Here is a 21,290-nt window from a genome sequence, read left to right as displayed (position 1 = left end):
TTATTCGTGGTCCTGGTTCGCCACCGCCGGCGACAAGCCGAGCAGGGCCGAGAGCGAACGACGATGGTTGGTGTCAATCGTGGCGTAGACGCTCATGCCGGCTTTCAGCTTGCGGACGTACTTGTCGTTCTTGTCGAAATAGATCCGCACCGGAACGCGCTGCACCACCTTGACGAAATTGCCCGACGCATTCTGCGGCGGCAGGATCTGGAACTGCGCGCCGGTGCCGGGCGAGAGCGAGCCGACTGTGCCCTTGAACGGGTGGTTCGGGAACGCATCGACCTCGAGCGTGACGGACTGGCCGACCGCGACATAGGTGAAATCGGATTCCTTCGGATTGGCGTCGACCCACGGATTCGAGGTGTCGATGATGCTGAATACCGGCGTGCCGGCGGTCACGAAGCGGCCGAGCTGAATCTGCTCGACCTGCGTGGCGATACCGGACATCGGCGCGCGCATCATCGTGTGGTCGAGATTGCGCTGGGCCTGGTCGAGCGCCGCCTTGGCCTGCGCATAGGGCGGGAATTCGCCGATCGGCAGGTCGGGATTGCCGAGCAGTTGCGCTTTTGCGGTGGCGATCTTCTGCTGCAGCAACTGGAACTGCGCGCTCGCGGTGACGAGAGCGGTGGAAGCGTTGTCGAGGTCGAGCTGCGAGCCGAAATTGTTCTTCACCAGTGAAGACTTGCGTTCGACGTCGCGCCGTTTCAGGTCCATGCCCTGTTGCGAAAGCTCGCTCGTCTGGCCGTAAATCTTGAGGTCGGCGATCAAATTGTCATAGGTGACCTTGGCCTGCGCAAGATTGGCCTTGGCCTGCGCCACAGCGAGGCGGAACGGGACGGGATCGATCTCGAACAGCACGTCGCCCGGACCAACCTGCTGGCCCTCTTTCACCACGACCTTCTCGATCTTGCCGGAGATATCAGGCGTGATCAGAACCTTCTGCGCGCCGACATAGGCGTCGTCGGTGGTCACGTAGCGGCCGCCATTGAGATAGAACGTCACGCCGGCCACCAGCGCGACCAGCGGCAACACCACGAGCAGCAGGAAGCGGCGATAGCGGCGCATGCCCGCCATCAGCCGGCGGCGTGGCTCGGCGGCGAGCTTCGGCCGTGACGGCGTCGCTGGGGCGCCTTTCTGCTCGGGCGGAAATTTCAAAACGGGATCAGCCATAGCGCTGCTCCTTTCGAGGAGGCTCGTTCGCCGGATTCTGGATCGCGCTGCGAACGTTTTCCTTGATCAGGTCGAGTTGGTCGAGCAGGCGGTGGGCATCAGTAGGATTGATCCCGTCGAGCGCGGCCGCCGTCAGTTCGGAGCGAAGCCCGGCGAGCTTGCCGAGCAAGGGACGCGCGGCCTTGCGCAGATAAAGGCGGTTGACGCGGCGGTCGTTCTCGTCGCCGCGGCGCTCGATCCAGCCATTGTCACAGAGCTTGTCGATCAGCCGCGTCAGCGTGATCGGCTGCATCTCCATCTGCTCGGCGAGTTCCGATTGTTTCAGGCCTTCGGTTCGCTCGACCTTGGCCAGAACCGCCCATTGCGCGCGGGTGATGCCGTAGCGCGCCGCCTGCCTGTCGGCATAGGCGCGCATCATCCGCTGAACCTCACCGAGCGTGAACAGGAAGTTCATATCCACGGAACCGCGCATGACCTCAGCCTCCATAAGCTTGCGATATAATAAGCTTGCTTATGAATTCCGCATGGCGAGTTAACAATGGCCTGATCCGCTTCCAGCACATGGCTGGGAACCAAGCGGCGGACGGGCTTTGGGATTGGCGTTCAAACCTGCTACAAAATTGGGATATGACCCTGACGAAGCCGACATTTCCCGCGCCCGACCACGATCACGGCCGCTGCACTGCGGAAGCGATGGCGCATGCGGAAGAGGTCTGTGCGCGTCGGACGCAGAAATTCACGCCGATCCGGCGCCAGGTGCTGCAGGCGCTGCTGTCGAGCCACCGGCCGCTCGGCGCCTATGAGGTGATCGACGAACTCGCCAAATCGATGCCGCGGCCGGCGCCGATCACGGTCTACCGCGCGCTCGATTTTTTGATGGAAAATGGCCTCGTCCACAGGATCGAAAGCCGCAACGCTTTCCTCGCCTGCGCGCATGATCATGACGAGACCTCTATGGTGGCATTCCTGATCTGCGATCATTGCGGCTCCGTCGGCGAAATTCCCGCGGCTCCCGTGGCGCAAAGTCTCAATGCGGCGGCGCGCGCGTCCGGATTCGCGCCAAAGCTTTCCGTCGTCGAAATCGCCGGCACCTGCGCCCACTGTCAAAAATAACAAGAACACGGCGGCGAGGCCGGCCACGAGGATAGATGTCGTCCAAGCCAGTAAACCTGTCCGCCGGGCGTGCGCTCACCCCGGGCGCCATCGCCTTGATGCTGATGCTGTGCCTGAGTTGGGGGTTCAACCAGATCGCGGTGAAGCTGGTGTTGGCGGACGTGCCACCAATGCTGCAAGCGCTGATCCGCTCTGTCGGCGCGTTGCCGGTGTTGCTCGCGATCGGCTGGTTCCGCGGCGTGAAATTCTTCGAACGTGACGGCACCCTGTGGCCCGGCGTGAGCGCGGGCGTGATCTTCGGTATCGAATTCGTGCTGATCTATCGCGGCCTGCTGCTGACATCGGCATCGCGTGCGGTGGTGTTTCTGTATACGGCGCCATTCTTCGTCGCGCTCGGCTCGTATGTCTTTCTCCGCGAACGGCTGCGGGCGCCGCAATGGGGTGGCCTGGCGCTGAGTTTCGCCGGGGTCGCGCTGGCGATCGGCGTCCCCCAGGCCAATGTCGACGCGACGGTCTTGCTGGGCGACCTCCTGATCGTCGCCGGCGGCGCGCTCTGGGCGACCACGACGCTGATCGTCAAGACCACCGCGCTGATCAAGGCCCCCGCGGAAAAAGGGCTCGGCTATCAGGTGGCGCTATCGATTCCGATTCTCGCGCTTGCCGCATGGATATCGGACGAAACCATCACCCACGTTCCCGGGCCGCTGTCGCTGTCGCTGCTGGCCTATCAGGCGTTCTGGGTGGTGGGCCTGACATTCCTGTTGTGGTTTGCGCTGGTGAAAACCTACTCAGCCAGCAAACTGTCAGCCTTCACATTCGTCACGCCGCTGTTCGGCGTCGTCGCCAGCTATTTCATCCTGCACGATACGCTGACCATCGCCTTCGGTGTCGCGGCGTTGCTGGTCATTGCCGGGCTCTATCTCGTGAACAAGCCGGATCCGAAGGTCGTGCCGGATCCGAACCTGCCGGCGTAAGCGGATCGGAATCCGCCACGAGTTCGTCATTGCGAGGAGCGCAAGCGACGAAGCAATCCATCTCTCCTCATTCGCGGAGCGATGGATTGCTTCGCTTCGCTCGCAATGACGAGGAGAGGGCGGAGTTTGCGTGCTACCCCGTCTCGATCGGCAGCGACGTATCCTTGGCCCATTCGCCCATCGAGCCGTCGTAGAGGGTGAGGTTGTCGTAGCCGAGCTGGTGCAGCAGGAACAAGTCGATCGTCGCTGAGATGCCGCCGCCGCAGTAGGCGACCACGCGCTTGTCTTTCGTAATGCCCTGTGCCTTGAATTGTGCTTCGGCTTCCGCGAGCGGGACGAAGGCCTTGGTCTTTGGGTCGAGCAGCGTGGCCGCCGAGACGTTGCAACTGCCGGGTACGCGGCCGGGCCGGCCGTAGCGGCTCGGCTCGAGGCCCTTGTGAAACTGCGGGCCGAGCGCGTTGACGACGGCGGTGTTGCGGTCGGCGGTGGCGGCGAGCGTTTGGTGCTTGTCGACGAAAAATCCACCCCTCGGCTTGGCCGTGAAGGTCGCCGGCGGATATCCCTTCGCCGGTCCGGCTTCGAGCGGCCGACCTTCGAGCTTCCATTTGTCCAGGCCGCCGTCGAGCACCGCGACGTTCTCGAAGCCGAGCGATGTGAGCATCCACCAGAACCGCGTCGCCCACATCGGCGTGCCGATGCTGTACAGCACGACCTGGCTTTCATTAGACACGCCGTGACGTCCGAACGCCTGCTCCAGATGCGCGACACCAGGCATCATGAAGCGAAGCTCGGTGCTGGAGTCAGAGAACTCGCCCTGCAAATCCAGAAAGTCCGCGCCCGGAATATGCCCGGCTTCGAACGTGTGCCGTCCGGGCACCGCGAGATAGGGCTGACTGCGGCCTTCGGGCGCGGGTTCGAGGTAGGTGGTGCAGTCGAACAGGCGCAGGTCGGCCTGGCCCAGAATATCAGCGAGTTCCGCTGTAGAGATCAGCCCGTTACGCCCCGACATGATTGGCCTCCCGCGATTTTAGCTGATGCTAGGGCCCGCATCGGGCTATGAAAAGGCGGCCGGGAAATGCGCTTGCCCTTTCAATTCGGCGATTCCTGTCCAATATAGCGGTTAACGGAAGACGAGGTCTTTTGCCTTGCTTTTGGCCGCTGCGGCTGGCCTAAGCTATTGAATGTACAACGTAAAAATCCCCATGTGACGGGGCGCACAGACCGTTCGCCACCCCCTTGGTGAATGTCATCAAAACCTGATATTCGAGGCCCCATGAACAAGCCCGAAATAATTCCGCAAGACGACGTCGCAGGCCCCCGCGCCCGGCATAAAACCACCCAGGTCATGGTCGGCAATGTTGCCGTCGGCGGGGGTGCGCCGATCGTCGTCCAGTCGATGACCAATACCGACACCGCCGATGTCGATGGCACGATCGCGCAGGTCGCGGCACTGTCGCGCGCCGGATCGGAAATGGTGCGCATCACGGTCGACCGCGACGAGGCCGCCGCCGCCGTTCCGCACATTCGCGATGGCCTGCGCAAGCGCGGCATCACCACGCCCCTGATCGGCGACTTCCACTATATCGGCCACAAGCTGCTCGCCGACTATCCGGCCTGCGCCGAGGCGCTCGACAAGTACCGCATCAATCCCGGCAATGTAGGCTTCAAGAACAAGCGTGACACCCAGTTCGCCGACATCATCGAGATCGCGAACAAGAACAACAAGGCGGTCCGAATCGGCGCCAATTGGGGTTCGCTCGATCAGGAGCTGCTGACCAAGCTAATGGACGAGAACACGGCTTCTGCGAACCCGCGCGATGCACGCGCGGTGACCCGCGAAGCCATGGTGCAGTCGGCCTTGCTGTCGGCGGCGCGGGCGCAAGAGCTCGGCATGCCCAAGAACAAGATGATTCTTTCGGCAAAAGTTTCCGCCGTGCAGGACCTGATCGCGGTCTACCAGACGCTCGCCTCGCGTTCGGATTACGCGATCCATCTCGGCCTCACCGAAGCCGGCATGGGATCGAAGGGCATCGTGGCGTCGTCCGCCGCGCTCGGCATCCTCTTGCAGGACGGCATCGGCGACACCATCCGTATTTCGCTCACCCCCGAGCCCGGCGGCGACCGCACGCTGGAAGTTCAGGTCGCACAGGAACTACTGCAGACCATGGGTTTCCGCACCTTCGTGCCGCTGGTTGCGGCATGCCCCGGCTGCGGCCGCACCACCTCGACCACGTTCCAGGAACTGGCGCGCTCGATCCAGGATTTCATCCGCGAGGAAATGCCGGGCTGGAAGACGCAATATCCCGGCGTCGAAACCCTCAACGTCGCCGTCATGGGTTGCATCGTCAACGGCCCCGGCGAATCCAAGCACGCCAATATCGGCATCTCCTTGCCCGGCACCGGCGAAGCGCCGGCCGCGCCCGTCTTCGTCGACGGCAAGAAGTTCCGCACCCTGCGTGGGCCGAGCATTGCAGCCGACTTCAAGGCGCTGGTGATCGATTATATCGACCAGCGCTATGGCGCGGGCAGCAAGGCGCCGGAGACGACGGCGGCGGAGTAGTATTTCTCCGTCGTCCCCGCGAAAGCGGGGACCCATAACCACAGAACTCTGTGGTTATGCCGGGCTGTGGCTCCAGCTTTCACAACAACGTGCTCCTGTGGTTATGGGTCCCGGCTCAAGGCCGGGACGACACCTATTGCATTGCGCTCGTCATCGCCTGAGCTACGATGGTCCTAATCAAGAACGGTTGGGAGAGCGCCCATGTCTTCGTTGTCCGGCAAGCAAGGCCCCCGTTACAGGCACGTATCCGGCGACACCGACCCCTACGAGACCATCAGCGTCGAGAAACTCACCCCGATCATCGGTGCGGAAATCTCAGGCGTCGATATCGGCAAGCTCGTCTCGGACGATTCGCGCTCCAATCGCCAGATGGACGAGATCCATCGCGCGCTCGCCGAAAACCTCGTGATCTTCTTCCGCGACCAGCACATCACCGCGGCCCAACATCTCGCCTTCGGCCGCAAGTTCGGCGAATTGCATGTGCATCCGGCGGCGCCCAACGAGGGCGACCCGGCGCTGATGAAGATCTACGCCGACAAGGATTCCCCGCGCGCCAATGGCGAGGGCTGGCACACCGACGTCTCCTGCGACGCCGAGCCGCCGATGGGATCGATCCTCTACATCAAGCAGTGCCCGCCGCGCGGCGGCGACACGCTGTTCGCGAACATGTACGCCGCCTACGAGGCGCTGTCGGACCGGATGAAGACCTATCTCGACGGTCTCACCGCGCTGCATGACGGCGAGCAGACCTATCGCGGGCTCTATGCCAATTACGGCGTCGCTGACCGGGTGGAATATCCGCGTGCGGAACACCCGGTAGTGCGCACGCATCCGGTGACGGCTAAGAAAGCGCTTTACGTCAACCGTGGCTTCACCCGCTTTATTGTCGGTATCCCTCGCGACGAGAGCGACGCCATGCTGGCCTATCTCTACCAGCACGCGGAAAACCCGCTGTTCCAGTGCCGCTTCCGCTGGACCGAAAACGCCATCGCATTCTGGGACAACCGCTGCGCCCAGCACCGCGCAATGTGGGACTACTGGCCGCACACCCGGTCAGGCACGCGGGTGACGGTGAAGGGGGAGCGGCCGGTGTAGAGACGCGTTGACGTCTCGCGCCTCCTGCGCCAAGCTTGGCCAAAAGCAAAAACAATCGGAGGTCGCCCCATGCTCCGCGCCGAAGACAACAAATTCCTTACCGAAAGTGGTGCAGGCACCGGCATGGGCGAACTGCTGCGCCGCTTCTGGATCCCGGTGCTGCTTTCCGAAGAATTGCCCGAGGCCGACGGGACCCCGAAGAAGATCGTCGTCATGGGCGAGGAGCTGCTGGCCTTCCGCGATACGCGCGGCGTGGTCGGCGTCATCGATCAATATTGCCCGCACCGCGGCGCCAATCTCTGGCTCGGCCGCAACGAAGAATGCGGCATACGCTGCGTCTATCACGGCTGGAAATTCGACACCGACGGCCGCTGCGTCGACATGCCGACCTCCTATCCCGATCTCAACGCAAAAGACCTGATCCGCATCAAGTCATATCCAGTGCGCGAATGGGGCGACATGATCTGGGCCTATATGGGTCCGGCGGAGCAGGTGCCCGAATTGCCCGCGCTGGAAATGGCGCTGGTGCCGCCTTCACATCGCTACGTCTCGAAGAAATGGCAGGACTGCAACTGGGTGCAGGCGCTGGAAGGCTCGATCGACACCGCGCACTTCACCTTCGCGCATCTTTCCTTCGAGAAGGAAGAGAACGAAATCCTCGACATCAAGAAGCACTTTGTGAATCCGTTGACGCGGGTCGCGACCGATCACATGCGCTGGATCGCCGAAGACCCGCGCCCGGTGATCAAGATCAACCCGCACGAGGCCGGCCTGACGGTCGCGGGCGGACGGCTCACGGGAACTGACAACATTTATTGGCGCATCGCTCAATTCCTGATGCCGGTGCACGCCTATGCGCCGAGTTCGATGCCGGGTGAGAATATTTTCGGCCAGAGCTTCATTCCGGTGAGCGATACCAGCTGCTGGATCTTCACCTATGCCTGGAATCCGGAGCGCCCGCTGACGCAGGCCGAGCGCGACGGCTACGACCGCGGCAACGGCGTGATGTCGGAGGTCGACGAGAATTACATTCCGCTGCGAAACAAATCGAACGACTACCTGATCGATCGCAAACTGCAGAAGACCAATAGCTACACCGGCATCAAGGGCGTGTCCGAACAGGACGCCGCCGTGCAGGACAGCCAGGGTCCGATCGCCGACCGCACCCGCGAGCATCTCGGCCCGACCGATCTCGGCATCATGCATTTCCGCAAGCTGGTGATGGATACCGCCCGCGCGCTGCAGAAGGGTGAGGCGCCGCCGCATCTGAAGCATCAGGATCGCTACGCCGTGCGATCCGGCGCCTGCGTAACCAGCAAGACCAAGGATCTCACAACAGTCATGATCGAGCGGTTCGGCGATGCGGCTGGCTATGTCGGTCGTCCCGGCAGGAACGCGGCGGCGGAGTAGGGGGCACACTCTCATCACGTCGTCCCGGCCTTGAGCCGGGACCCATAGCCACCGATGTTCGTTGCGTCAGAATGTGTCTACCCGATCGTCCTATCGATAAGCCGCGGCGTATGGGTCCCGGCTCAAGGCCGGGACGACGTATGGAGAGACAACGCCTACAACGGCACCTTCCGATACTCCCGATTGCTCAGGCTTGCTTCCTCCAGATCGAGGTCGCGCTCGATCCGCCGTCTGGTTTCGTCGGTAATCTTGCCGTCGCGCAGCAGGACGTGGATGAATTTCCGCTCGGCTGCGATCAACTCCCGCGTCAGGGCGGTGCCGGCCGCCGAGATATCGTGGGCGTCGGGATCGAGCACGTCAGGGAGCTGGTTGCTGCGGACTTCGTGCCGCGCGCGCAGCAGCTTGACGACTTCATCGGATAGTTCGCGGTCGTCTGTGATGGCATCGAGCGACTTGAGCGCCGCAGCAAGCGCCTCGCGGCGCGCCGCGATCTCCGCTTCATGCTCGGCTCGATGTTCGTTGCGGCCGTCCTTTGTGACGTCGAGCCATCGTGCGACCAGCGGCAATCCCGAACCCATTCCGACCAGCGTGATGAAGATGACACCGAAGGCGACGAACAGGATCATGTCACGATGGGGGAAGGCCTCGCCGCTCGGTAGCGCAAGCGGCAATGCCAGCGCCGCCGCCAGCGATACCGCGCCGCGCACGCCAGTGAAGGAGATCACGAAAGTGGTCCGCCAGTTCGGAGCAGGATCGCGCTTGCGAATGCGCTCGCTGATCAGCCGCGGCAAATAGGTTGCCGGATAAACCCAGGCAAAGCGCGCGACGACGACAATGATCGCGACCAGCGCTGTGGCGAGCAGGATATCCTCAAGCGGAAACGCTTTCGATTTCTCGAACAGCAGCCGCATCTGGAATCCCGTGAGCAGGAACAGCAGACCTTCGATCAGAAAGATGACGAGGTCCCAGAAGAAAATGCCCTGCAGGCGCGTCGCCGACGAGATCAGCAGCGGGCCGTTCCAGCTGATGTAAAGGCCACATGCCACGGTCGCGAGGATGCCGGAGCCGCCGAGATGCTCAGGAATCCAGTAGGCGAGGTAGGGGGTAATCAGCGACAGCGTGATCTCGACCTGCGGATCGCGCGCGCGGTGTCGTGCGCGTAGCGAGAGCCAGCCTACGGCCAGACCGAACAGGATTTCGGCGACAACGATAAGCGCGAAGGTGCCGGTCGCCTTGGGCAGCGAGAACATTCCGGTCGTAATTGCCGCCACCGTGAATCGATAGAGGATCAGTGCGGTGGCGTCGTTGGCGAGCCCTTCGCCCTCGAGCACGACGAGAATGCGGCGGGGCATGCCGAGCCTGCGCGCAATTGCCAGTGGCGCCACCACGTCCGGTGGCGCGACGATGGCGCCCAGCAGGAAGCCCACCGTCCAGGGCAGCCCGATCAGGTAATGCGTCGCGGCGGCGACCGCGAAGGCGGTGAAGATCACGCAGCCGACCGCCAGCAAAACGATTGGCCGCAAGTTGGCCTTGAACTCGCGCCAGCTCATGGCGACGCCCGCCGAATAGATCAGCGGTGGCAACACCAGGAGCAGCACCACTTCAGGCGGCAATTCCACCATCGGCATGCCCGGCACGAAGGCGAGCACGATGCCGGCGAGCAGCAGCAGAATCGCCGGCGCGATATTGATTCGGCGCGCCAGCAGCGCGGTTCCTGCCAGCACGGCGAGCAGGATCAAAAAGATCTGAAACTTGGCTTCCATGATCGCCCCCATTCGCAGGGAAAAACCGCGGGGTCAATGCGAGAGGGCGCGCGCTCACGGACGAGGGGCGAGGGGCCGCGCCCGCCGAAGGTACGCTTCATCAACTGGTATATCGGTAAGCTGCACATGGCCGCGCGTTGCGACGCAAAGCTGGCGATCGTCTTTCTCGAGGTCGCCAATCTGGAGGCGCCGCCGACGCGGCTGTTGCAACCAGCCGTCGTGATGCGCGTGATCCGCGGCAACCTTGGCCGCCGCAGCGGCGGCGCGGCGGCAGCGCCGTCAGGTGCGCAAGCCTGAGTGGTTGTTACTCGCGCAGATCGTAGCGGTAGGACTTCGAGACGATCTTCCAGCCGTCGCGCAGTTTCATCGCCACCAGATAATCTGTGAAATAGCGCGGCGGCAACTGGCAGCGCACCTTGATGAAGGCGGTCTGATCGTCGGAACGGTCGATGGTGACGATGAAATCCTCGCGCGGGTTGCCTTCAGCCTTGGCTGAGGGCCGCTTGCGCACGCGATCGAGCCAGTCCGGCACGGTCAAAACCTGCAACTCGCCTTTCTCCAGCCAGCGCAAATCGGCGGTGGCGTCAAAGATCGCGCCGAGCTTGTCGGCATCGCCCTCATAAAGGCCATCGAAATAATTCTTGACCACGGCTTCGACGGACGATCGGTCAGGGCTCACGGCTTATCTCCCAGCAAAAGAAGAATTGTTCGAGGTGAATTAAGCCATGAACCGGCTGGTTGCGCTATTGAGAAAAGGCGAACGCTCGCATCGCTGCCGAAGAATGCGTGGGTCCTGCGGGCGCTGCCACCGGCCGTGGTTTGATCCGGGAACCGGGGCGGAAACGGCATTGGCGACGGCCGAACCTCCCGGCCAGTTCGCCTGACTAAGATGACAAGGGCACAATTCACGTCCGCGTGGATCGTGACTTAACTCACAAAGCCGGGCTGCGGCTTCTGGTAGGCAGGCCGGTGTGGTAAAAAAGTACGAGACTCCGGAGGAGTCATGATGATGTCTGGATCGCTAAAATTGTGCCGATGGGTACTTGCAGCCGCCACCCTCCTGCTGGTGAGCGAGCCGGCCCTTGCCGAGAAGCGCGTGGCGCTGGTGCTCGGCAATTCCGCCTACAGGAATGTCGCACCGCTGGCCAATCCCATTAACGACAGCGCCAAGATCGCGTCGACGCTGAAAGACGCAGGCTTTGATGTCGTCGATTCCCGCCGCGACCTGCCGGCGGCCGAGACCCGCCGCGCGCTGCGCGACTTCGCCGACCGCGCGCGCGATGCCGATATCGCGGTGGTCTATTACGCCGGCCACGGTATCGAGGTGGACGGCGCGAACTACCTGATCCCCGTCGATGCGCGGCTGGAACGCGACACCGACATCTACGACGAAGGCCTCTCGCTCGACCGCATCCTGATCGCGATCGAGCCGGCCAAGAAGCTGCGCCTGGTGATTCTTGACGCCTGCCGCGACAATCCGTTCGCCCGGACCATGAAGCGCACGGTTGCTTCGCGCGCAATCGGGCAGGGCCTGGCCAAGGTCGAGCCGACCAGCCCGAACGTCCTGATTGCCTATTCGGCCAAGGCCGGCTCCACGGCTGCCGATGGCGACGGCAAGAACAGCCCGTTCACATCAGCGCTGTCGCACCATCTCACGAAGCCCGGACTCGACGTGCGCCGGGCCTTCGGCTTTGTCCGCGACGAGGTGCTCAAGACCACGGGCAACAAGCAGGAACCTTTTGTGTACGGTTCGCTGGGCGGCGAAGACGTGCCACTGGTGCCGGCGCCCCGCCCGGCGCCCGCGGCGGCAACCGCGCCTGCCGCGCCCACCGTCAATGCGCAGGCCGAAGCCCGCCGCGATTACGAACTGGCGCTGCAGATCGGCAACAAGAGCGCGCTCAATGCGTTCCTAGCGCAGTACCCTGACGGCTTCTACGCCAGCCTTGCCAAGCTTCAGCTCGAAAAGGTTGCCGCCGAAGAGACCCGCGTCGCCGCGACCGAGAAGGCCCGGCTGGCCGAACAGGAGCGGGCACGGCTCGCCGCCGAGGGCGCCCGGAAGTCGCAGCAGGCAAAGGCCGAAGCGGAAGCGAAAGCTGCCGAGCAGGCGCGCATCGCGGCTGAGAAGGCCAAGCAGGTGGCGCAGGATCAGGCGGCCGCGGCCGAACAGAAGCGTGTCGCCAGCGAAAGCGCCAACGCCGACAAGGCGTCTGCCCCAGCACCCGCTGACAAGGACAAGGCGGTGAACGTGGCTGCCCTCGCTGCCGGTCCGCCGCAGGCTGACGTCACAAAATCGGTGCAGGCGGAACTGCGACGCGTCGGCTGCCTGACCGGCAGCGCCGATGGCAACTGGAATAACGCCTCGCAGCGGTCACTGACGCAGTTCAACCGCTACGCCGGGACCAAGCTCGACACCAAGGTCGCCAGCGTCGATACGCTCGACACGATCAAGCTGAAGTCGTCGCGGGTTTGCCCGCTGGTCTGCGAACACGGCTTCCAGGCAGATGGCGACCGCTGCACCAAGGTCGTCTGCGCCGAGGGCTCGTTCCTCAACGACGACAATGAATGCGAGAAGCGTCGCGCCAAGAAGCCGGTGGCAACGCGCGAAAGGCCGGAATCACGGCGCGTTTACGAAGCAAGGCCAGCTCAGGAACCAAGGCAGGTTATTGTCAGGCGTTCTCAAACACCGTCGGGTGCGGGAGTGTCGTCTTCAGGCCGGCCGCTTACCGGCCAGGAACGTGCGACGGGTTGCCACTCGTTCGGCGCCATCATGTCGGGCGTGTGCCCATAGCCGCAGCCGCGTGAACCCGCCGGGGCCTCGGCTCATCTCTGTCTCGACGGCAGGGGGCCGGGGCCCGATTCGAGGCCGGGACGACAGAGAGCTAGATCGCGCTCGCCGCGATATTTACCATCAATGCCAGCAGCGCGGTGTTGAACACGAACGAGATGATGCCGTGCACGGTCGCGGTGCGGCGGATGACCTTGTCGGTGATGCCGACGTCGGAAACCTGCGCGGTCATGCCGATCACGAACGAGAAGTAGACGAAGTCCCAGTAATCAGCCTCGGCATGGGCGTCGCCGCCCGGAAACTGCAAGCCGCCAGGCTTGTTGCCGCGATAGAACTCGTGCGCGTAGTGCAGCGAGAAGGCGGTGTGAACGGTCGCCCATGACAGCACGATCGTCACCGCGGCCAGGATCAGCCCGGCCGGGTTGCCCTTCGAGGCGCCGAGCTCGAGCACGATGGCGGCGAGGCTCGCGAAGGCGCCGAGCGCGGTCAACAGCAGCAGCAGGAAACGCCCGTCGTCCTGCAACATTGCGCTGCGGCGGATATGGGCGACGTCGCAGCGCAGCATCATGATGTAGGCAAGCACGAGATACAGTGCGGTGAATACGTCCCAGCCGACGACAAGCCGCGTCGGCAGCCGCAGCGTGCCGGGCAGCAGCAGGAACGCGATGACGCCGACCGCGAGCGCGACGAAGGTGCGCGGCCTGCCGTAGATCACGCGGACCGGCAGCGGCAGATTGCGGAACCGAACAAGGTGCTCTTCGAATTCCTTGCTCATCCGCTGCCTTCGATTCGCGCTAGTTTTTGCGCTCCGCGACGAAGCGCGCGGCTGCCCGCAATACGTCGCCCTTCGCCCCGAAGATTGAAAGGGCCGAATCGGCCCGCGCCAGCAGATCGTGCACGCGCTGCTTGGCGCCGTCGATGCCGAGCTGGGTGACGAAGGTGGTCTTGCCGAGCGCCGCGTCCTGCCCGGTCAGCTTGCCGAGCGCCGCCGCGTCGCCCTCGACGTCGAGCAGATCGTCGGCGATCTGGAAGGCCTCGCCGAGCGCGCGGCCGTAATCGTCGAGCGCCTGATACTCGCTCTGAGTGGACTGGCCGAGGATCGCGCCGGCGATGCAGCCATAGCGTAACAGCGCACCGGTCTTCATCTGCTGCAGCCGCGCCACGTCGACCGGTTCGCGGTCGCCGAACCGGCCTTCGCCAGCGAGGTCGAGGATCTGGCCGCCGACCATGCCGCCGATGCCGGAGGCGCGCGCCAGCGCCCGCGTCAGCAGCAGGCGGACGGTAGCGTCGTTGTGGATCTCGTCGCGGGTGACGATGTCGAACGCCAGCGTCAGTAAGCCGTCGCCGGCCAGGATCGCGGTAGCGTCGTCGGTCTTCTTGTGCAGCGTGGGCCGGCCGCGGCGCAGGTCGCTGTTGTCCATCGCCGGCAGGTCGTCATGGATCAGGGAATAGCAATGGATGCACTCCAGCGCCGCGCCGACCAGCAGGGCCGCTTCGCGCGGAACACCGAACACGGCGGAACTTTCCGCCACCAGAAAGGGCCGCAGCCGCTTTCCGCCGCCGAGGCTGGAATAGCGCATCGCGTCCATCAGCCGCTTCGGCCGGGTGATCTCGTCGGGCAACAGCGTATCGGACAACAGCTTCGCCAGCAGGGCTTCGGTGTCCTCCGCGGTCTGGTCCAGGCGTTTGGTAAAATCGGCAGTGGCGGTCGTCATTAAGAATAGCTCCAGATCAATTTGGCCGGACAATCGTTGATGGCAACGGCTTCGTCAATTCCATGACCCCGGTCACAAAAGCGCTGGAAAACGCACGAAATATCATGGAGATGTCACGTGGGTGGGGCCAATTCATGGGCCCCGGGCCGGCCTGGGCTGAACCGGAAGCGTCCAATTTGCGCATTGTCCGAATTTTGCTGCTGATCCTGCTCGCGGTGCTGTTGCTGCCTTATCTGGTGACGCCGTTCTACCGAACCGGCCATCCGGTGTCGGCGCTGATGGCCTGGCGCTGGCTCAAGGGTGCGCCGATGTCCCGGCAATGGGTCGATCTCAAAGCGATTTCGCCCTACCTGCCGCGTTCGGTGGTGGGCTCCGAAGATGCCAGATTCTGCAGCCATCGCGGGGTCGATTGGGGCGCGTTGCAGGATGCAATCGACGATGCCGAGGACGGTGAGCCCGCCCGCGGCGGATCGACCATCACCCAGCAGGTGGCCAAGAACCTGTTCCTCTGGCCGGGCCGCAGCGTCGTCCGCAAGGCGCTGGAACTGCCGCTGGCGATGTGGATCGATCTGGTGCTGCCCAAGCAACGGATCCTGGAAATCTATCTCAACATCGCCGAGCTCGGGCCATCCGGGCAGTTCGGGGCCGAAGCCGGTTCCCTTTACGCCTTCGGCCGCTCGGCCGCTTCGCTTTCGGCGCGCGAGGCTGCCTTGCTGGCGGCGATCCTGCCCAATCCCGTCAGGCGTAGCGCCCGCAATCCCGGCCCCGGCGTACGCCGCCTGGCGGGGACCTATATGGCGCGGGCGGGCGCAGTACAGCGGTGCTGGAGCGAAAATCGTGCTTTTTGAGCCAATTTTCGGCCCCTTTAACCGCAAGCTGGCCTAGCTTTACGCCATCCCATCCTCTATAAGCGCGGCCTTATCGACATCGCAGCCCGTGCGCGCAGCGCTGGGCCGTCCGACTTCGGACGATGCCTCCGACAACACCCCTAGAGGACCGTTATGGCCGTTCCCAGAAGAAAAACATCGCCCTCGCGGCGTGGCATGCGCCGCTCGGCGGATGCGCTGAAGAAGCCGACCTATGCCGAGGACAAGGATTCCGGCGAACTGCGCCGTCCGCACCACCTCGACCTGAAGACCGGCATGTACAAGGGCCGGCAGGTGCTGAAAAAGAAGGAATCCTGATCGGGTTCGGGGATAAGGCGTCGCTTTTAGCGACGTCTGCCCGAATTTGGCCAACGAGTGGGCCAACGGTTCCATAAGGCGAAGCGATGCTTCGCCGGGGGACATTCCGGTTTTCTAGGAAGGCGCGATACCCATGGTCGGTTTTCCGCTGCTTCTGATTCCGCTCGCGATCTACAACATCATCGTCTTCCTGATGCCCGACGTCTCGTTCACCGATCCGCTGGTGAAGGTGCCGTTGATGTCGGGTGCGGAATGGGCGGTGACGCTGAGCGATGTGTTGCTCACGCTCGGTATCCTGCTGCTGCTCGCCGAAGTCATCAAAGGCGCGCGGCCCGGCGCGAAATATCTCACTGACCATCTGCTGTCGCTGATTGTGTTCGGCGCGGCGGCTGCCGAATTCGTGCTGTGGCCGAAATTCGGCACTTCGACCTATTTCCTGCTGACGGCATTGTCGCTGGTAGATTTCCTCTCCGGCCTTGCATTGCGAACGCGCCGCCGTGCAGTTGCGGTGACGGCGGCGCCTGCGCCTGCACCTCCGCCAAAAGCCGCTGAACCTCCGCCAAAGGCCGCCGAAAAAGTCGAGGCACGGGCCGAGCCCCAAATCGATCCCGCGCCGGCCGCCGCACCTGCGCCCGCTGCGCCATCGGTACCGCCCGCAGCCTCTGTTGCCGAATCCGTGTTGAAGGATCGCCCCGAGCCGAAACCGGTGCAGCCCGCCGTCGTGCCCGAGGCCGCCCCGCCGAAAACGCTGTCGCCGGAAACCCGTTCACCGGAAGTCTCGTCGCCGGAGGTCCAGTCACCGGAGGTTCCGTCGCCGGGACTGCAACCCGGCCCAAGCTTTCCGCCATCTCCGGATAAGCCGGACACGCCTCAGCGCTGACTCATAGCGTTTTCGAGCGAAGTGGATCCCGGTTCGCGTCAAGAAAACGCGTCAAAACAAAAAGCTAGATGGTTTGCCGCGTGCGGAAGCCGGTGCCGGACCGCCGGGTCTGGCTGGCGCCGTAGGCCGTCTGCGCATCAGCCAGCGAAGCCCGCCTCAGGCCGCGGGTTTGCGGCGCCCGGTCGGCGGTCGCGATCAGCTGCGCGACGAAGGTTGGATCGGGCCGCGGCACCGGTCTCTGCGACCAGTGCACGGACTGGGTCACCGGCACCAGCTCGGTGCAGGCCGGTTCGTCGAGGTTGACGAACTCGCCGTCCAAGATTTCGTCTGATCCATCGATATCCAGCATCGCACACCGTAACCGGCTAAACTGTCACGTTTTGGGACATTACGCCCCACTGCGATCTGACTTCGCAAGTCCTATGCCGCTCCCTCCCGATTCGTTCCTGCCGGGCCCGAGAAGTCTGTGAAACGTGGTTTCCGGATTATTTATGAACTTGGCCTAGTCTCGTGTTCGAAACAGCCACTATCCTGAGGCGATGGGAATCACCCGGTGGTGTTCCGAATCGAGGCGTCCCGATGCCCCCTGTCCCGCAAGCCTCCAGCATCCTTGCCTCGCTAGGTCAGGCGGCCTTCCTCTGGGACCTGACAGCGGACACCATCGACTGGAGCGACAATGCCGGCGCGGTCTTCACCGACATTCCGGCGGAGGCGCTGGCCAGCGGCTCCGCCTTCGCCGGGCTGATCGAGCCCTCCCGTTCGATCCGGACCGAGGCGCTCGCTCAATCGGCGCCGGCGCGGGGCGGCGAAGGCGTCGCCTACCGGATCGAATATGGCGTTCGTGCCGCGGCCTCGGCGCCCGTGATCTGGATCGAGGAGACCGGATGCTGGTTTGCGGGGCCCGACGGCAAGCCGGTGCGCGCGCAAGGCATCGTCCGCGTCAACAACGAGCGCCACGCCCGCGACGAACAGCTCATGCGGCTTTCGAGGCACGATCCGCTGACCGGTGAACTCAATCGCACGCATCTGGTCGCTGCGCTGGCGGAAACGATCGAAGAAACCATGCGTTTCCGATCGTCCTCCGCCTTCATGCTGATCGGTATCGATCATCTGGCGCGCGTCAACGACGCCTTTGGCTTCGACGTGGCAGACGCCGTGATCGCCGAGGTCGGAAAACGCATCCGCGCCAAGCTGCGCGGTGGCGACGTGCTCGGCCGGTTCTCCGGCAACAAGTTCGGGCTGATCTTGAGGAACTGCACGGTCGACGACACCAATACCGCGGCCGAGCGCTTCCTGGCAGGAATCCGCGACGAGGTGATCCCGACCAAATCCGGCCCTGTCTCGGTGACGGCCTCGATCGGCGCGATCACCATCCCGCGCTACGCCCGCAATGCCGATGAGGCCATCAATCGCGCCCAGGAAACACTCGATGGCGCCAAGCGCCGCCGCGCCGGATCGTTCTCGCTGTGGCGTCCGAATGTCGAACGCGATGCGCAGCGTCGCGTCAACATCCGCGTCACCGACGAGATCGTCACCGCACTCAACGAGCGCCGCATCGTCACGGCGTTCGAGCCGGTGGTCGAAGCGCGCTCGCGACAGCCGGCGTTCTACGAATGCCTGGTGCGGATGGAGCAGGAGGACGGCCAGGCGCTGCTGGCGCCCGATATCGTTCCGGTCGCCGAGCGATTGGGCCTGATCCGGTTGGTCGATCACCGCGTGCTCGAACTCGCGGTCGCCGAACTTGCGGCGTCGCCGAACGTGCGGCTCAGCCTCAACATCTCGCCCGACACCACAATGGACCCGGATTGGTGGACTTCGATCGAATCGCTGATGCAGGCCCATCCCGGCGCCGGCGAGCGGTTGATCGTCGAAATCACCGAAACGGTCGCTATCCAGGATATCGACGATGTCCGAGGCTTCGTCACCCGCTTGAAGAATTTCGGCAGTCAGATCGCAATCGACGATTTCGGCGCCGGCTACACGTCATTCCGGAACTTGCGCAAGCTCGGCGTCGATATCGTGAAGATCGACGGCGCCTTCGTGCAGAACATCGCGCGCTCGGCGGACGATCGCGCCTTCGTGCATACGCTGATCGATCTGGCGCGGCGGCTGCAGATCAAGACGGTGGCGGAATGGGTCCAGGACGAGGAAGCCGCCGTGATGCTGCGCGAATGGGGCTGCGATTACATCCAGGGCCGCCTGATCGGGCTGGCGTCGCCGCAGCGGCCGTGGAGCGCGACGGCAGAGACGATGCTGCCGGCAGCGGGTTAGGTGATCGTTGCGTCGTCCCTGCAAACGCAGGGAGCCATACGCCGCGGCCCTTCAATGGGGCAATCGGGTAGACGCCTTCTGTAAACAACAAACGCCGGTGGTTATGGGTCCGTGCTTTCGCAGGGACGACAGCGGAGAGAGATTCGACGAGAGTTCTACTCTTCCTTCTTCGGCTCTTTCGACATGCGCTCGAGGCGTTCCTGCATGTCCTTCATCTGGCGGCGAAGATCGTCGATATTATCTTCGTCAGCCGCCGGCTCCGGCACTTTCTCCGGCTCTGACGACGTCGATCCGGGGCGCGGCGGCACGAACGGCTTGAACATCGAGAACGTCTGCTGAAACAATTCCATGTTGCGGCGGACATGTTCCTCGAGCGGCGCAAACGGCGTTCCACTGAAGGTGTTGGTGAGCTGCTTGCGGAATTTTTCCTGTTCGCGCGTTAGCGTGTCGATCGACTGCTCCAGATATTTCGGCACCACCATCTGCATGCTGTCGCCGTAGAACCGGATCAACTGCCGCAGGAAAGTGGTCGGCAACAGATTCTGCCCAGCCTTGTTTTCCTGCTCGAAGATGATTTGCGCCAGCACCGAGCGGGTGATGTCGTCGCCGGTCTTGGCGTCGTAGACGAGAAAATCCTCGCCATCCTTCACCATCGCCGCGAGATCCTCGAGCGTCACATAGGTGCTGGTGCCGGTATTATAGAGCCGCCGGTTGGCGTATTTCTTGATGGTCGTAGGTTGATCTGACTTTGCCATAAGCTCACACAATACACCGAGAGCGGGGAACCCGACGGCATCACCGACGGGCAGACGAGCAACGCAACGCAGCAAAGTAAGCATTTTCAATACGGTTCGGCTACCGTTTTGTGCGGCACGGTTAATTCCAAGGCATGGACGCTGCTATGGAAACCCTCACGGGGATCAATTTGAATGCGCCGCGGAAGGAATTTGGGCCTCGGCCAATTGACATGGGTCAATGGGGTTAACAGGATGAGGTGAGAGACAGGCACGCCATCCGGCCGCCCGCCGTCGAAGAAACCTCAAGCCCAAGAAACCTAATAAGGAGATGTCCATGTCAGACGATGTCGTCATCGTCAGCGCCGCCCGCACCCCGGTCGGCAGCTTCAACGGCGCGTTCGCCACCACCCCGGCGCATGACCTCGGCGCCGTCGCCATCAAGGCTGCGCTCGAGCGGGCTGGCATCGAGCCGGGCCGCGTCTCCGAAGTCATCATGGGCCAGATCCTGACCGCGGCGCAGGGCCAGAACCCGGCCCGCCAGGCCTCGATCGCCGCCGGTATTCCGGTGGAAAGCCCGGCCTGGGGCGTCAACCAGCTCTGCGGCAGCGGCCTGCGCACGGTCGCGCTCGGCTACCAGGCGCTGCTCAACGGCGATTCGGAAATCGTGGTCGCCGGCGGCCAGGAATCCATGAGCATGGCCCCGCACGCGCAGTATCTGCGCGGCGGCGTCAAGATGGGCGGCCTCGAACTGGTCGACACCATGATCAAGGACGGCCTGTGGGACGCCTTCAACGGCTACCACATGGGCAACACCGCCGAGAACGTCGCGCGGCAGTACCAGATCACCCGCGCGCAGCAGGATGAGTTCGCGGTTTTCTCGCAGAACAAGGCCGAGGCGGCGCAGAAGGCCGGCAAGTTCAAGGACGAAATCGTCCCCGTCACCATCAAGACCCGCAAGGGCGACATCATCGTCAGCGACGACGAATATCCGCGCCACGGCGCCACCATCGACTCGATGGCGAAGCTGAAGCCCGCCTTCGAAAAGGACGGCACCGTCACCGCCGGCAGCGCATCCGGCATCAATGACGGCGCCGCCGCCGTGGTGCTGATGACCGCCAAGCAGGCTGCCAAGGAAGGCAAGAAGGTGCTCGGCCGCATCGTGTCTTGGGGGCAGGCCGGCGTCGATCCCAAGATCATGGGCACTGGGCCGATCCCGGCTTCCCGCGCCGCGCTGAAGAAGGCCGGCTGGAACATCGGCGACCTCGACCTGATCGAGGCCAACGAGGCGTTCGCGGCGCAGGCCTGCGCCGTAAACAAGGACCTCGGCTGGGATACCGGCAAGGTCAACGTCAATGGCGGCGCGATCGCGATCGGCCACCCGGTCGGCGCCTCCGGCGCGCGCGTGCTGGTGACGCTGCTGCACGAGATGCAGAAGCGCGATGCCAAGAAGGGCCTCGCCACGCTGTGCATCGGCGGCGGCATGGGCATCGCGATGTGCATTGCACGCGACTGAACTAAAGGCAGCGTGACTGGTTGAATGATGAAAAGATCATCTCGCAACCGCGGCTCGAATTGATAAAGATGAAATGCCCGGTCTCGCGCCGGGCATTTTCATCTTACGCAAGCGCTTCCG

Annotated in this window: 21 protein-coding genes; 12 read left to right on the top strand and 9 right to left on the bottom strand. The window is 63.6% G+C overall.

What is annotated here, in order from left to right:
• Together IVB22_RS36345 and IVB22_RS36340 are read right to left on the bottom strand one after the other, a co-directional pair.
• Window positions 1-1,170, bottom strand: coding sequence for an HlyD family secretion protein (locus IVB22_RS36345; protein WP_247521941.1), 1,170 nt, complete (start codon window positions 1,168-1,170; stop codon window positions 1-3).
• Window positions 1,163-1,657: a MarR family winged helix-turn-helix transcriptional regulator gene (locus IVB22_RS36340; protein WP_247521940.1), complete on the bottom strand. Its 495-nt coding sequence runs from the start codon at window positions 1,655-1,657 to the stop codon at window positions 1,163-1,165. Before IVB22_RS36340 ends, IVB22_RS36345 begins: the two co-directional genes overlap by 8 nt.
• 140 nt (window positions 1,658-1,797) lie before the next feature.
• On the opposite strand from IVB22_RS36340, the gene IVB22_RS36335 reads away from it, so the two are divergent.
• Together IVB22_RS36335 and IVB22_RS36330 are read left to right on the top strand one after the other, a co-directional pair.
• Entirely contained in the window at window positions 1,798-2,283 is a 486-nt protein-coding gene (locus IVB22_RS36335; protein WP_247521939.1) for a Fur family transcriptional regulator, read from the top strand.
• 35 nt (window positions 2,284-2,318) lie between these two features.
• Window positions 2,319-3,257 (top strand): DMT family transporter, encoded by a 939-nt coding sequence (locus IVB22_RS36330; protein WP_247521938.1) that lies wholly within the window; start codon window positions 2,319-2,321, stop codon window positions 3,255-3,257.
• Window positions 3,258-3,390: 133 nt separating this feature from the next.
• Here IVB22_RS36330 and IVB22_RS36325 read toward each other — a convergent pair whose 3' ends face one another.
• Entirely contained in the window at window positions 3,391-4,266 is an 876-nt protein-coding gene (locus tag IVB22_RS36325) for a sulfurtransferase (protein WP_247521937.1), read from the bottom strand.
• Window positions 4,267-4,530: 264 nt separating this feature from the next.
• Here IVB22_RS36325 and ispG point away from each other — a divergent pair, with 264 nt between their 5' ends.
• The 3 genes from ispG to IVB22_RS36310 all read left to right on the top strand — a co-directional run bounded on the left by ispG (window position 4,531) and on the right by IVB22_RS36310 (window position 8,322).
• Window positions 4,531-5,817 carry a flavodoxin-dependent (E)-4-hydroxy-3-methylbut-2-enyl-diphosphate synthase gene (gene ispG / locus IVB22_RS36320; protein WP_247521936.1) on the top strand — a complete coding sequence of 429 codons (1,287 nt, stop codon included), beginning with the start codon at window positions 4,531-4,533 and terminating at the stop codon, window positions 5,815-5,817.
• Window positions 5,818-6,018: 201 nt separating this feature from the next.
• Complete coding sequence (locus IVB22_RS36315; protein WP_247521935.1) at window positions 6,019-6,912, top strand: TauD/TfdA family dioxygenase; 894 nt, start codon at window positions 6,019-6,021, stop codon at window positions 6,910-6,912.
• A 69-nt stretch (window positions 6,913-6,981) separates the two neighbouring features.
• Window positions 6,982-8,322, top strand: a complete 1,341-nt coding sequence (locus IVB22_RS36310) for a Rieske 2Fe-2S domain-containing protein (RefSeq protein WP_247521934.1) — start codon at window positions 6,982-6,984, stop codon at window positions 8,320-8,322.
• A 155-nt stretch (window positions 8,323-8,477) separates the two neighbouring features.
• On the opposite strand, the gene IVB22_RS36305 is transcribed toward IVB22_RS36310, so the two are convergent.
• Window positions 8,478-10,085, bottom strand: a complete 1,608-nt coding sequence (locus IVB22_RS36305; RefSeq protein WP_247521933.1) for a Na+/H+ antiporter — start codon at window positions 10,083-10,085, stop codon at window positions 8,478-8,480.
• Between the two features lie 36 nt (window positions 10,086-10,121).
• Between IVB22_RS36305 and IVB22_RS36300 the strand changes: the two genes are divergently transcribed.
• Entirely contained in the window at window positions 10,122-10,382 is a 261-nt protein-coding gene (locus tag IVB22_RS36300; RefSeq protein ID WP_247521932.1) for a hypothetical protein, read from the top strand.
• A gap of 7 nt (window positions 10,383-10,389) precedes the next feature.
• On the opposite strand, the gene IVB22_RS36295 is transcribed toward IVB22_RS36300, so the two are convergent.
• Window positions 10,390-10,764, bottom strand: a complete 375-nt coding sequence (locus tag IVB22_RS36295; protein WP_247521931.1) for a nuclear transport factor 2 family protein — start codon at window positions 10,762-10,764, stop codon at window positions 10,390-10,392.
• A gap of 330 nt (window positions 10,765-11,094) precedes the next feature.
• On the opposite strand from IVB22_RS36295, the gene IVB22_RS36290 reads away from it, so the two are divergent.
• The gene (locus IVB22_RS36290) at window positions 11,095-12,873 is read left to right on the top strand and encodes a caspase family protein (protein ID WP_247522089.1); all 1,779 of its coding nucleotides are present in this window, start codon (window positions 11,095-11,097) and stop codon (window positions 12,871-12,873) included.
• Window positions 12,874-12,964: 91 nt separating this feature from the next.
• Here IVB22_RS36290 and IVB22_RS36285 read toward each other — a convergent pair whose 3' ends face one another.
• Together IVB22_RS36285 and IVB22_RS36280 are read right to left on the bottom strand one after the other, a co-directional pair.
• Complete coding sequence (locus IVB22_RS36285; RefSeq protein WP_247521930.1) at window positions 12,965-13,645, bottom strand: DUF1345 domain-containing protein; 681 nt, start codon at window positions 13,643-13,645, stop codon at window positions 12,965-12,967.
• Window positions 13,646-13,664: 19 nt separating this feature from the next.
• Window positions 13,665-14,585 carry a polyprenyl synthetase family protein gene (locus tag IVB22_RS36280; protein WP_247521929.1) on the bottom strand — a complete coding sequence of 307 codons (921 nt, stop codon included), beginning with the start codon at window positions 14,583-14,585 and terminating at the stop codon, window positions 13,665-13,667.
• A gap of 176 nt (window positions 14,586-14,761) precedes the next feature.
• Here IVB22_RS36280 and mtgA point away from each other — a divergent pair, with 176 nt between their 5' ends.
• From mtgA to IVB22_RS36265, 3 genes are all read left to right on the top strand, one after another.
• Window positions 14,762-15,433: a monofunctional biosynthetic peptidoglycan transglycosylase gene (gene mtgA / locus IVB22_RS36275; protein WP_247522088.1), complete on the top strand. Its 672-nt coding sequence runs from the start codon at window positions 14,762-14,764 to the stop codon at window positions 15,431-15,433.
• A gap of 153 nt (window positions 15,434-15,586) precedes the next feature.
• On the top strand, window positions 15,587-15,769 hold the full coding sequence (gene rpmF / locus IVB22_RS36270) for a 50S ribosomal protein L32 (RefSeq protein ID WP_028347701.1): 183 nt from the start codon (window positions 15,587-15,589) through the stop codon (window positions 15,767-15,769).
• Window positions 15,770-15,902: 133 nt separating this feature from the next.
• Window positions 15,903-16,649 (top strand): hypothetical protein, encoded by a 747-nt coding sequence (locus IVB22_RS36265; protein ID WP_247521928.1) that lies wholly within the window; start codon window positions 15,903-15,905, stop codon window positions 16,647-16,649.
• A gap of 64 nt (window positions 16,650-16,713) precedes the next feature.
• On the opposite strand, the gene IVB22_RS36260 is transcribed toward IVB22_RS36265, so the two are convergent.
• Window positions 16,714-16,998 (bottom strand): hypothetical protein, encoded by a 285-nt coding sequence (locus IVB22_RS36260; RefSeq protein ID WP_247521927.1) that lies wholly within the window; start codon window positions 16,996-16,998, stop codon window positions 16,714-16,716.
• 230 nt (window positions 16,999-17,228) lie between these two features.
• Here IVB22_RS36260 and IVB22_RS36255 point away from each other — a divergent pair, with 230 nt between their 5' ends.
• On the top strand, window positions 17,229-18,920 hold the full coding sequence (locus IVB22_RS36255; RefSeq protein ID WP_247521926.1) for a bifunctional diguanylate cyclase/phosphodiesterase: 1,692 nt from the start codon (window positions 17,229-17,231) through the stop codon (window positions 18,918-18,920).
• Between the two features lie 155 nt (window positions 18,921-19,075).
• On the opposite strand, the gene phaR is transcribed toward IVB22_RS36255, so the two are convergent.
• Window positions 19,076-19,675 carry a polyhydroxyalkanoate synthesis repressor PhaR gene (gene phaR / locus IVB22_RS36250; RefSeq protein WP_247521925.1) on the bottom strand — a complete coding sequence of 200 codons (600 nt, stop codon included), beginning with the start codon at window positions 19,673-19,675 and terminating at the stop codon, window positions 19,076-19,078.
• A gap of 316 nt (window positions 19,676-19,991) precedes the next feature.
• On the opposite strand from phaR, the gene IVB22_RS36245 reads away from it, so the two are divergent.
• Window positions 19,992-21,170 (top strand): acetyl-CoA C-acetyltransferase, encoded by a 1,179-nt coding sequence (locus IVB22_RS36245; RefSeq protein ID WP_247521924.1) that lies wholly within the window; start codon window positions 19,992-19,994, stop codon window positions 21,168-21,170.
• Window positions 21,171-21,290: the final 120 nt, after the last annotated feature.

The organism is Bradyrhizobium sp. 190 (assembly GCF_023073415.1).
GTDB lineage: Bacteria > Pseudomonadota > Alphaproteobacteria > Rhizobiales > Xanthobacteraceae > Bradyrhizobium.
The sequence above is the reverse complement of the archived record's forward strand: the minus strand, read 5'-3'. Positions and strand labels throughout refer to the sequence as shown.